10 protein-coding genes are annotated in these 12329 nt (G+C 33.5%); all 10 read left to right on the forward strand.

Annotation, left to right across the window (positions count from 1 at the left end; all coding sequences use genetic code 11):
- Window positions 1-8 precede the first annotated feature (8 nt).
- The 10 genes from HYG85_RS19015 (at window position 9) to HYG85_RS19060 (ending at window position 12304) form a co-directional block, all read left to right on the forward strand.
- Window positions 9-1523 carry a sugar ABC transporter ATP-binding protein gene (locus HYG85_RS19015; RefSeq protein ID WP_244971223.1) on the forward strand — a complete coding sequence of 505 codons (1515 nt, stop codon included), beginning with the start codon at window positions 9-11 and terminating at the stop codon, window positions 1521-1523.
- The gene (locus HYG85_RS19020; RefSeq protein WP_193774344.1) at window positions 1513-2538 is read left to right on the forward strand and encodes an ABC transporter permease; all 1026 of its coding nucleotides are present in this window, start codon (window positions 1513-1515) and stop codon (window positions 2536-2538) included. The genes HYG85_RS19015 and HYG85_RS19020 overlap by 11 nt, the downstream gene beginning before the upstream one ends.
- Window positions 2531-3670, forward strand: coding sequence for an ABC transporter permease (locus HYG85_RS19025; protein ID WP_212690991.1), 1140 nt, complete (start codon window positions 2531-2533; stop codon window positions 3668-3670). The genes HYG85_RS19020 and HYG85_RS19025 overlap by 8 nt, the downstream gene beginning before the upstream one ends.
- Before the next feature lie 42 nt (window positions 3671-3712).
- On the forward strand, window positions 3713-4942 hold the full coding sequence (locus HYG85_RS19030) for a sugar ABC transporter substrate-binding protein (protein WP_212690992.1): 1230 nt from the start codon (window positions 3713-3715) through the stop codon (window positions 4940-4942).
- Window positions 4943-5024: 82 nt separating this feature from the next.
- Window positions 5025-6212 carry a uroporphyrinogen decarboxylase family protein gene (locus HYG85_RS19035; protein WP_212690993.1) on the forward strand — a complete coding sequence of 396 codons (1188 nt, stop codon included), beginning with the start codon at window positions 5025-5027 and terminating at the stop codon, window positions 6210-6212.
- An 18-nt stretch (window positions 6213-6230) separates the two neighbouring features.
- Window positions 6231-6554 carry an L-rhamnose mutarotase gene (locus HYG85_RS19040; RefSeq protein WP_212690994.1) on the forward strand — a complete coding sequence of 108 codons (324 nt, stop codon included), beginning with the start codon at window positions 6231-6233 and terminating at the stop codon, window positions 6552-6554.
- A gap of 17 nt (window positions 6555-6571) precedes the next feature.
- Window positions 6572-7819, forward strand: a complete 1248-nt coding sequence (locus HYG85_RS19045) for a uroporphyrinogen decarboxylase family protein (protein WP_212690995.1) — start codon at window positions 6572-6574, stop codon at window positions 7817-7819.
- Window positions 7820-8081: 262 nt separating this feature from the next.
- Window positions 8082-9800: a sensor histidine kinase gene (locus HYG85_RS19050; RefSeq protein WP_212690996.1), complete on the forward strand. Its 1719-nt coding sequence runs from the start codon at window positions 8082-8084 to the stop codon at window positions 9798-9800.
- Window positions 9801-9820: 20 nt separating this feature from the next.
- Window positions 9821-10741: a substrate-binding domain-containing protein gene (locus HYG85_RS19055; protein ID WP_212690997.1), complete on the forward strand. Its 921-nt coding sequence runs from the start codon at window positions 9821-9823 to the stop codon at window positions 10739-10741.
- A 15-nt stretch (window positions 10742-10756) separates the two neighbouring features.
- On the forward strand, window positions 10757-12304 hold the full coding sequence (locus HYG85_RS19060; RefSeq protein WP_212690998.1) for a response regulator transcription factor: 1548 nt from the start codon (window positions 10757-10759) through the stop codon (window positions 12302-12304).
- The last annotated feature ends 25 nt before the right edge of the window (window positions 12305-12329 follow it).

Here is a 12329-nt window from a genome sequence, read left to right on the forward strand (position 1 = left end):
GATACGTTTTGGCAGGCAAAGTAGCACTAGAAGTTAAAAATGTCAGTAAAAGATTTCCTGGAACTCTTGCTGTAGATAATGTCAGCGTTGAATTTCACCAAGGTGAAGTGCATGCTCTTATGGGTGAAAATGGAGCAGGAAAATCAACTCTGATGAAAATGATTGCAGGTTCTTATAATGATTATACTGGTGATATCTTGATAGATGGAGAGGAAAAATTACTTCATACTCCATCAATATCCAAGAAAAATGGCATTGGTATGATATATCAGGAATTAAGTCTAGCAAGACCTATTAGTATTGCTGAAAATATTCTAGTAGGAAGATTACCAGTTAAATATGGAGTTGTTCTTGACAAAAGTAAAATGATAAAGGAAGCCAAGAAATGTTTGGCAACTGTAAAATTGGAAAGTCTAGATCCAGAGAAGAATATATCAGAGATAAGTCAGCACCAGGCTCAATTAGTTGAAATTGCAAAAGTAATGGGTAATAACCCTAATATACTGGTATTTGATGAGCCCACATCTGCATTATCGAGAGAAGAAGTAGAGATGTTATTTAATATTATCACTGACTTGAAGAATAAGGGTATGGCGATTATATATATTTCTCATCATATTCCAGAAATATTCAGGATAGCTGATAGAGTCACTGTAATGAGGGATGGAAAGAAAATTGATACAAGAAGTATAGATGATGTTAAACCAGAAGAACTTGTTCAGATGATGGTAGGAAAAACAATAGACAAATTCTACAGTAAGAGAAAAGGTAAAATAGGTGATACTTATCTAGAAGTACAGGATTTGACTAGATATGGGTTTGTACATAATATTTCGTTTAAGGCAAGAAAAGGTGAAATCCTAGGGTTTATGGGATTGTCTGGAGCAGGACGTACGGAGCTTGCCAGATGTATAGTTGGTATTGACCCCATAGATAAAGGGAAAGTGATAAAAGATGGAGAAGATGTGACACCAAAAAATTATGATGACGGTATTAACAAAGGATTCGCATATCTATCAGAGGATAGAAAATCACAAGGGCTATTTCTTAGGTTGACCAATGAAGAAAATATATTATCAGCTCTGATTCCTGAATATTCTAGGAGTGGTATTTATAAAAGAAGTAATGCAGGCAATATTGTTATGGAGCAGATTGAAAAGTTGAAGGTTAGCCCTCCAAATCCTAAAGTTGGAGTTGGAAGTTTATCAGGTGGTAATCAACAGAAAATATTATTAGGGAAATGGCTTGCCACTGAACCTGATGTTCTGATACTGGATGAACCAACACGAGGTGTAGATGTTGGTGCTAAACAAGTAATTCATGATGTAGTTACTCAGTTAGCGGATAATGGAACAACAGTATTATTAATGACTTCAGATCTACCAGAACTTGTTGGATTATCTGATAGGGCTTATGTAATTAGGGGCGGACATATGATCGGAGAAATAGGTAAAGAAAAATTGACTGAAGAAACAGCACTGCTTGCAGCCAATGGGGAAGGGAGTGTATGCGATGTCTGCTAAGGATAATACAGTTTTGGTAAAATCACGATTCAATGATGTTGATGATAAAAATGGTATCAGTAAGTTATTTGACAAAGCAGGTGTATATGTAATAGCTCTATTATTGATTATTCTAGGAATCATTGTGTCACCTACCAAGTTTTTGACACCGGATAATATGTTAAATATTCTAAGAGCAGTTGGAATGTTGGGTATTACAGCTTGTGGATTATCTTTTGTAATATATAGTTCACAAATGGCAGATATGAGTGTACCGTCAGCTATGGCATTCTCAGGTATAATAACTGTACAGTTTTTGCATTTTGGACTTGTTCCTGCGCTGATTCTTGGAATAATGTTTGGAATGCTCATAGGCTTGGTTAATGGAATTGTTGTAGGTTATTTTAGAGCTAATGCAATCTTATGGACTCTGGCGATGCAATTTGGTATGGAAGGTATTATGAGATATGTATGGTCTGGTAATCAATTATACCCAGATTTGGAGCCAGGTACATCAGGAGCGGCTTTCGTTAATATCTTTAGAATGAAAGTAGGACCTGTGCCACTACTAATCATTGTCATGATTGTTTTATACATAATTGCCAATTTTGTTATGAAGAAGACAAAGTTCGGTAATCAACTGAAACTGGTTGGTTCTGCATATGATGTTGCCAAATGTACTGGTATAAATGTAAGGAGAACTGTATTGTATGCGTTCTTAATAAGCTCATTTACTGCTTCTGTAGCAGGTATATTCATTACTTCTATGAATAAGCTTGGAGTATTCTATCTAGGAGAAGGGTATGACTTCAAGAGTGTTACAGCTATTGTAATAGGAGGTATGGCATTATCAGGTGGTAGAGGAAATATATGGGGCGTACTTGGTGGTGTGCTGGTAATGGGATTGTTGAATAACATACTTACATTTATAGGTATCCCTACAGCAGTACAGAATGTATTTGTTGGACTGGTATTCATTGCAGTTGTTGCTCTACATACATATAAGTTAAGGAAGGTGGGTAAAGACTATGCATAAAAGTAAGAATATTATTTCACTTATTGACCAAAATAGAGCGATATTATTGCTTATATTATTAACTTGCTTCTCAGCAATATTTGCTCCTAATTTTGCCAATAGAATGAATTTATCCACTATATTGATTTCTGGATGTATGTTAGCTATCATCTCAGTTGGATTCACATTAGTATTCATTTTGGCACAAATAGATCTATCAATTGGTGCAACAGCTCAATTCTGCGGTATGTTGTGTGTCGGACTACAACCTGAATTAGGTTGGACCTTGAGTCTAATCATTGCTGTTTTCGCTGGCGCCTTAATCGGATTATTCAATGGAATAGTAGTGGTAAAGTTCAAGATACACTCTTTTATAGCAACCATAGGGACTATGACTATAATTAGAGGAATACTCCATCTATATAGCGATGGAGGAACTAAAAGCATTGACAATTATTCATTAGGTGAATTCTTAGAAACAGGACAATTCCCCATATGGTTCATTATCATAGTTATCGGGGCCATAATACTATTTGTTGTTTTAAGCAGACCTGATGTGAAAACAATAAAAGGAATAACTACCATAGTAGTTCCAGCAGTATTTATCATATTATGGTTGACTACAAAACTGTTTTCACCAATAGTAATCATAACATTCATCATTATTTCAATAGGTATATTCTTGGTTGACCATACTAGATTTGGAAAAGGATTCTATGTAGTGGGTGGTAATCCTGAAACTGCCTGGTTGGCTGGAATAAACAAGGATATGTACATAATACTAGGTTTTGTGATATGTGGTATAACTGCCTCTTTGGCTGGTTCAATATTCGCAATGAGATTAAGCTCAATGACTGCTAGATTCATATTTGCTCAAAAAGCTCTCATGACATCTCTTGCAGCAGTAATAATCGGAGGTACACAATTAACTGGAGGTAAAGGAAATATACTGAAAAGTTATTTTGGCGTACTGATGTTTCAAGTGCTATTTAACATGATAGGCTGTTTTGGTCTTGGCTTTGAGATTCAGATATTCATTAATGGGCTAATTCTTGCAGTAGTGGTTTTCTATGAAGCTTACACAAACTATAGACATGAACTGTTAAAAGGACAGAGGCCTGAATTATTGAAAGAAGCACAGAGTATACGGTAGTAGGTAATAAAATAAAATTATAAATACTAGGAGGGTTACATTATGTTTAAAAAGTGTTTTAGTGTTATTTTAGTTATGAGTTTACTAGTTACTTTGTTTGTAGGGTGTGGTTCCAAGGAAAAAGAGGAAAAGGTAGAGAAGACAGATAGTGATAAGGCTTCCGTAAGTGACAATACTAATAATGAAAAGTCTAACTTGGAAAAATCAAAGGAAATTGATGTGTTCTCAATTATAGGTAGTGACGGTCAACCATTGATTCTTCCTACAGAGAAAAAAGAAGTACCAGATCGACCAGAAGACCCAAAAGCTTTGGCAGAAGAAGATGCAGGACATTGGTGGGACATTGAATACGCAGGTTGGACTACAAAAAAAGAGAATCTACCAAAGTCACCTGCAGATGGTGCTATTGGTAAAAAAGTTGTACTTCTAAAAGCAGGAGACCATCCATACTGGACAGCGTATGTTAATGGTTTTACTCAGATAGCAGAAGCTTATGATATTGAAGTGAAAATACTAAATGGTAACTGGAACATGGATTTACAATCTCAACAAGTAGACCAAGCGATTAATGAAAAGCCGGATGCTGTTATATTTGCACCTGTTGACGCTACAGCTTGTGCGCCACTCATGAGAAAAATCAATCAAGCAGGTATACCAATAATAGCTTCCAATACAATACCAGCAGAGGCAGCTATGAAATATTGTACAGCATGGACTGGACCAGACGATTGGGGACAATTTAGAATGTTGGCTAAATATTTTGCTGATGAAATGGGGAAAGAAGGGGGATATGCCATAGTAAGACATATGCCTGGTTCATCACCATATTTCGCTAGAACATTTGCACCAATAACTGAATTGGTTGATTATGCACCAGACATGAAATTACTAGCTATGGATACTGCTAATCTAGAAGCAGAAGCAACAATGCAGCTTGTATCTGACTGGATTACTAAATACGGAGATGAATTAAAAGGATTAATCCTTGCAGGTGACGGATTCAGTATGACAGGTACAGAAGAAGCTCTAAAAAATGCAGGAAGAGAAGATATCGTAGTCGTTGCAGCAGGAAATAGTAAAACTGGTATGGACGCAGTTAAAAATGGAGTATGTTCAGGTATTACATATCAATCAGCTGAGGGAGATGGAGCAATAGCATTATTTACAGCAGTTAGATATTTTAATGGAGAAGAGATGGACCCAGTTGCTTATCTGCCAAGACATATTATTACAGCAGATGATGTAGACAACTATATGCCAGCTCAATGGTAAAATAATAGAAATAGGAGGGGCTGTCTTACTATTCCATGTAAGACAGCCTCGTACCTTAGTTAAATGAGGAGGATATGAGATTATGGAGAAAAATGATGTTGTTCTTAAGAAGTTGAATAGAATCAAAAATGCAGCAAAGTTCAGTGATAAGTGCGATAAAATACCAGTTGGAGAATTTTTCTGGACAGGATTCAAAAATAAGTGTATTGATAAATGGGGAAAAGACTTTGATCCATACTTATTTTTTGATTTAGATTATATACCTATTACTCCAAATATGGATCCTCATATAAAATCATTTGAGGTAATTCAGCAAAATGGTGAGGACATATATATTAGAACAGGGTTTGAAGCTATTATCCACAGATCAGGAGACATTGTAATGCCCCATTATGACAGCTTTTCCATAAAAGAACCAGAAGAAATGGCTAAGTTCACTTTTGATGACCCTGCTGACAAAAGAAGATTCAATAATGCTTCTGATGACCAGATTAACGGTGTTGGAGATGTTCTTTTAAGGGATATACCTGCTTGGTCTGAACGTGTAGATGCCTATGTGGATAAACTGCCAGTGTTTGGTTCTGTTTGTGAAGGTTATGAATATGTTTGGAGAATAGTTGGAACAGAAAACTCATTGATGTGGATGTTAGCTGAGCCAGAATCATTTGAAGATTTCATGAAAAGAATAGGGGAATTCCTAGTAGGATTCACAAAAGCTCAAATAGAAGAAGGTAATGGAAGACTTTCCGGAATGATAATATGGGGAGATGTCGCTTATCGTAATGGTATGTTGTTCAGCCCAGAAGCATGGAGAAAATATTTTAAACCTATAACTAAACAATTGATAGATATATGTCATGCCAATGACTTGCCTGTTATTTATCATGGATGTGGTAATGCTTCTATCATCTATGAGGATATGATTGAATTAGGGTTGGATTTTTATAATCCTCTTGAAGCTAAGGCTGATCTTGATGTTGTTGAATTAGAAAAAGAATATAGGGGCAGGTTAGGTTTTTGTGGAAATATTGACATGAGAGTCTTAGAGAGAAATAACCTTGATGAGATTAAACGTGAAGTTCTATATAAGATGCAGGCTGCCAATACAGGTGGATGGATTTTTCAATCAGACCATTCAATCAGTAATGATGTGGAACCAGAGAGTTATCATCATGCGCTGAAAGTAGTTAGAGAATATGGAGAATACCCACTTGATTTAGATAAGATAAGAGCAGAAATAAAGAGGTTGGATGAAAAGCTTAACAGTTAATTAGGAAAGGTTGGTTCTATGAAGAGGTATGGTTCAGTAATAAAAGTAAGATCAGAAAAATTGGATGAGTATAAAAAGCTACATAGAAATGTATGGCTAGATGTATTGAAGAAGATAAAAGAATGTAACATAGATAACTATTCCATTTACTTTAAAGACGGATATTTGTTCAGCTATTATGAATATACTGGAGATAATTATGAAGAGGATATGGCTAAGATGGCAGATGATTCTGTTACGCAGAAATGGTGGGAACTATGTAAACCATGCCAAGAGCCTTTGGAGACGAGAGAAAAAGGAGAATGGTGGGCTGATATGGAAGAAGTATTCCATCAGGATTAATATAAGGAGGTGACAGAATGACTTCTAGAGAGAGAATATTAGCGGCAATAAACCATAAACAACCAGATAAAGTACCAGTAGATCTAGGAGCTACACCTAGCTCTAATATTTCTGCGATAGCATATAATAATCTGAAGAAGAAATTAGATATAAAAAAGGGTCATACAAGAGTATATGATGTTGTTCAACAAGTAATTATCCCAGAAGATGATATTATTGATAGATTCTCTGTAGATGTTGTTGACTTAGGCAGAGTCTACAATGAGAAAGATGAAGATTGGTATGATTATACACTAGCTGATGGTTCAACAGCACAATATCCTAAGTGGTTTCAACCTAAGAAAGAGGTTGATGGCAGTTATACAGCTTACCACTCAGATGGGACACTGATTGCAAAGATGCCTCAGGGAGCAACCTTTTTTGACCAGACCATCTTCCCATATATTGATGGATATCCAGATAATTATAAAGATATAGATAAGGCAATGGATAAGGTTCTATGGTCATATCTGGTTCATAGTCCTTGGGATCATGCTGGGCAACCTGATTTTTGGGAGAATCTAAGAAAAAAAGCAATAGATTTACGAAATTCTACTGACAAAGCCATAATGATAGTATGTGGATGTAATCTACTGGAATGGGGTACTTTCCTTAGACGTATTGATAATTTTCTCATGGATTGTTATATAGATCAAGTCAATGTTGAAAAACTATTGGATAAATTAATGGAAATACATCTTAATACACTAGAAAAAGTATGTGAGTCTGTTGGAGATATAGTGGATATATTGCGTTTTGGAGATGACTTGGGAATGGACAGTGGACCATTGATAGGACCAGACGTCTACAGAAAGTTGTTCAAACCTAGACATACCATGTTGTGTGAATATGTGCATAAACATAGTAATATGAAAACATTCTTGCATTCATGTGGGTCCATATATTCACTTCTTCCAGATTTGATTGAAGCTGGATATGATGTAATCAATCCAGTACAAACAACTGCTAATGGAATGGATCCTGCTATCCTCAAAAAAGAATTCGGAAAAGATATTACTTTTTGGGGTGGTGGCTGTAATACAAGATGGGTGCTTAATAGAGGAACACCAGAAGAAGTTAGAAAACATGTACTTAGCAATCTAGAGATATTTTCACCAGATGGGGGTTTTGTATTCAATCAAGAACATAATATAATGCCAGATGTGCCACCTGAAAATATCATTGCCATGTTTAACGCAGTCAAAGAATTCAATGGAGATATTTAAGTTAATAAAATATAAAGAGCTGTTTCGTATTATAAAAAATATAATATGAAACAGCTTTTTTATACAATATTATTAGTCCAATAATAAAGGATTTTGGAAATAAAGGGTAATTCTTGACAAAAAATTCTAGTTACTTTAATATATATCTGTAATTAATAAAAACTATTTGGACAAATATAAAAAATAGTGGATATTGAACAAAGGAATATGTACTAAAGTATATACTATGTCCTAAAAATCACAAAAAGATAAGGGGTGACTTATGAAATTTCGTGCAAAAATTATCCTTAGTATTATTTCTATTACAGTTATAATATCAATCGTGACTTCAATAATCTATTACAAGAAAACTGCTGTCGCTATAGAAAATAATTATAGAAGTACGATATCTGAGAATATCACTACCAAGGTTCTGGAATTTGATGATATAATGCGGAAAATGTATTATACGTCTGTAGAGGCAAGCTGTGATCTAGAATTGATAGGATTGATAAGGGAGCAATATGGAGGGAAAGATAGACTTCTAGCAATGAATATATTATTGAACAAATATAAAATGTCCAGTGATAATATTGATTCTATATATGTCTATTTACCAAAAAACAATAAAGTAGTCAAATCTCAAGAGTATAAAGCTGTTATAGATATTGATGAAACAAAAGACTACCAATGGTTAAGTAAGATCAATGATTTTGAACAAAATTTTAGTCCAATATATATTGAAGATGATGTTGGGTCTGTTAACAAATTTCTATTTACATATTCAAAGCCAATCAAAGATCCGGATACAAATGAAATAATAGGTGAAATTGCTTTTAATATGGATGAGCGAATCGTTTATTTTTCATGTCTTGATAGTATCAATAGTTCTCTTAATATTACCACAGAAATAGTTAATAAGGATAATGTTGTTGTATCCAGTGAATTATTATCAAAGCTGGGTAAAGAGATTTGTCTTCCTTCAGAAGCTAGTAGACATTATCAAAGGATTATTGCACCATTTACAGGGTATAGTTTTGTTAGTGATTTGAATGTAGAAGCTCTAACTAAAGATATCACAGATGTAAGGAATTATATAATTATAGCAGCAGTCATAACTATGCTTATTTCTGTTTGTTTGGCACTTATTATGTCAAATAGGTTATATGTTCCAGTTAAAAATCTAAAAATAGCTATGAGAAAACTTAGTGAGGGGGATTTAACAGCAAGAGCAACAGTAAGCGGTAATGATGAGATATCAATATTAAGCAGTAGATTCAATAATATGGCAAATAAGATGGAAAGACTAATCGATGAATTAGTGACTGAAAAATTGCTGAAAAGAGAGGCAGAACTTGAAGCTCTACAATATCAGATAACACCACATTTCATGTATAATACTCTCAATTCCATTAAATGTGCCGCTTTTTTGCAGGAAGCTTATGAGATAGTAGACCTGTTAGATGCTTTCATTGAATTATTGCAATCAACAATTAGTAAAAAAGGTGCTTTTATTACACTTGAAGACGAATTGAATCTTGTTAGTAATTATGTATTATTACAACGTTTCAGATACAAGGACAGCTTTACAGTTAACTACGAAATCGAACCTAATGTAAAGGAGCTGTTTGTTCCTAGGCTCATATTGCAACCGTTAGTGGAAAACAGTATTTATCATGGATTAGATACCAAGACGGATAAGAATAGAATTATTATAAGAGCAACTAGAACTAATGACGAATTAATACTTAGTGTAAAAGACAACGGAAAAGGTATGACTGAAATTGAAAAAAACAATATATTTAAGAGAAAAAAAGGCAAGAAAGAAAAATTTAACTGTATTGGCATTAGCAATATCAAGGATAGAATTAAGCTATATTATGGAGAATACGGTAGTATTTCCTACTTAAGCAGGATAGGTGAAGGAACAGATGTTATGATAATCATACCGGCAACTAAGGTAAAGGAGAAGTATATGATAAGAGAGGATGAAAAATCATAAGGAAAATAATATTTGTCATCATGATACTATTATTATGTGGATGTAATTCTAATATAAATCATAAGAATTATTCAGAAAACAATCAAGACAAATACAAGATTGGTGTAGTATTGAAAGCTATGGACAGCGAATATTGTTTATCACTGAAATCTGGTATAGAAAAGGCGGCAGATGAATTGGATGTAGAGGTTTTGATTGTTCATCCCCAAACAGAAAAAGATGTGAGACAGCAAAAAATTCTAATAAATGATATGCTTAACAGCGATGTGGATGCAATAGTTGTTGTTCCTTGTGATTCATATTACTCAGAGTATATGGAGATTGCAAAAGAGAAGGATATACCTGTATTCTCAATGGATACAGATATCTACGGAGAAGATGAAATATATATTGGTTCCAATAACTTATTAATTGGTAAATTAGCGGGTGAGTATATGAATGATCGGTTAGAGGGTAAAGGTTCAGTTGCAATATTGACAGGTACATTGATACAATCACCTCATATAGAAAGACTTAAGGGTTTCAAAGATTATATTGAGTTAAATACAGATATAGAAATTGTCTATGAAAAAGAGGCTTATTGTAGTTTTTTGGATTCGGTACAAAAAACAAAAGAAATACTAGACAAATTTCCTGATATTGATGGTGTTTTCTGTACTAATGCAACTATGACACTGGGTGTCATGGATAGGCTGGAGTTCTTGAAGCTGGATGAGCCCATATCAATTATTGGTGTAGATACTCAAACCGATAGTATTCGTAAAATAATCGATGGTAAGATAACAGGTATGGTTTCACAAAATGGATATGAAATCGCCAATGAGACCGTACATACAGTTGTAAGATATCTCAACGGAGAAAAGATTGAAAAAAATATTTACATAGACAGTGAATTCATTAGGAAAGACAATGCTGAAAATTATTTGAAAACAAACAATTAGAAGAGGGTGAAGAGTATGATTAGGACATTAATAGTGGATGATGATTATTTGGTTCGCATGTTCTTATTAGCGGTGACAGATTGGGAAAAAGAGGGTTTTATGATTGTGGATGATGTACAAGATGGAGAACAAGCATTGGAAAAGGTAGAAAGTCTTGAGCCAGAGTTAATCATAACGGATATCAGTATGCCTGTTATGGATGGTATTTCTCTTATTAAGGAGATTAGGAGAAGAGAAATTCAATGCAAGATTATAGTGTTAAGTTGTCACGATGATTTTGATTATGTAAAAGAGGCATTGAAACAAGGTGCAGATGATTATATATTAAAAAATGCTTTTAATAAAAAAAATATAGAAGATATACTTGGTACACTAAGGAAAAAAGTTGACGAAGGAAGAGCGGAAGCCAAGGAAAAAAAGAAATTATTGCATTTGGCTGATTTGGGAAGTAATGAACTAAAGAAAAAATTCCTGCATAATGTCATAAACAATAAATATGATTATAATCAATTGAAACAAAAATGTATGAATAATGATATTGATTTATCTCTACTTAAAACGGCTGTTCTAGAAATCAAGATATTAAAAACTTATGAACCCAATAACAAGAATGACCAGCAAAAACAGATTATTATATTTAATGATTTGATTGGTATGAGTCAAAACATAATAGATAAAAGCTATAAGTATGAAATAATAGCTACGAAAGACTATAATTACACAATAATTGTTGATGCCACATCAATATCAAGTAATACAATCTTAAATGAGATAGCGAGCAAGTTTCATGAATTTATAGAAGAAAAATATGAACTCTCATCAGTAATTGGTGTAAGTGATATTTGTATTGGGAAAGAAAGTCTTAAGAATGCCTATAATCATGCACAGAGAACTTTAGAAAGAAGTTTTTATAACAAAGACAAGATATTGTATTACGAAATAATCAATATAGTACATAAAGAAAAGAATTTCAATAGATTCTATGATGATATAAAAAAGCTATTGATAACAGTTGATATAGAAAAGATTATACAACATTCAAAAGAGCAGATAAAATATTTTGAGAGAGAATATATTAATTCAGCAGTTGTCATAGAATGGATTAAAGAGATGGATAATATACTTCATATTGATAGGGAACATGAGATATATGAACATATAACTTCTATAGAGCAGGTAAAAGATATGATAGATAATTTTCGAAAACATATCCATTATTATCCTAATATTCCCACCAAGATTACCAATATTACTGTAGCAAAAGCTATAGAATATATGAATAACAATTACGATAAGACCATTTCTCTTACAAGTGTAGCAGAGCAATTGAATGTTAATTCAACCTATTTGAGCAGGATTTTCAAACATGAGACCAAAATGAATTTTACAGATTATCTATCTTCCATTCGTATTGATAATGCGAAATGTCTATTAAGCAGTACTAATAAAAAAATCAAAGATATAGCTAAGCTATGCGGTTTCTATGATTATAGATATTTTTGTAAGATATTCAAAAAAAGTGTAGGTCATAGCCCATTGTGTTATAGAAAATATATTGAATGATGGTAGCAAGATATTACACACAAAT

Source organism: Vallitalea guaymasensis (assembly GCF_018141425.1).
In the GTDB taxonomy this organism is placed as follows: domain Bacteria; phylum Bacillota; class Clostridia; order Lachnospirales; family Vallitaleaceae; genus Vallitalea; species Vallitalea guaymasensis.

Coding starts and splice junctions, on each gene's coding strand:
- HYG85_RS19020 (WP_193774344.1), top strand. CDS start 1,513: ATGTCTGCTAAGGATAATACAGTTTTGGTAAAATCACGATTCAATGAT.
- HYG85_RS19025 (WP_212690991.1), top strand. CDS start 2,531: ATGCATAAAAGTAAGAATATTATTTCACTTATTGACCAAAATAGAGCG.
- HYG85_RS19030 (WP_212690992.1), top strand. CDS start 3,713: ATGTTTAAAAAGTGTTTTAGTGTTATTTTAGTTATGAGTTTACTAGTT.
- HYG85_RS19035 (WP_212690993.1), top strand. CDS start 5,025: ATGGAGAAAAATGATGTTGTTCTTAAGAAGTTGAATAGAATCAAAAAT.
- HYG85_RS19040 (WP_212690994.1), top strand. CDS start 6,231: ATGAAGAGGTATGGTTCAGTAATAAAAGTAAGATCAGAAAAATTGGAT.
- HYG85_RS19045 (WP_212690995.1), top strand. CDS start 6,572: ATGACTTCTAGAGAGAGAATATTAGCGGCAATAAACCATAAACAACCA.
- HYG85_RS19050 (WP_212690996.1), top strand. CDS start 8,082: ATGAAATTTCGTGCAAAAATTATCCTTAGTATTATTTCTATTACAGTT.
- HYG85_RS19055 (WP_212690997.1), top strand. CDS start 9,821: ATGATACTATTATTATGTGGATGTAATTCTAATATAAATCATAAGAAT.
- HYG85_RS19060 (WP_212690998.1), top strand. CDS start 10,757: ATGATTAGGACATTAATAGTGGATGATGATTATTTGGTTCGCATGTTC.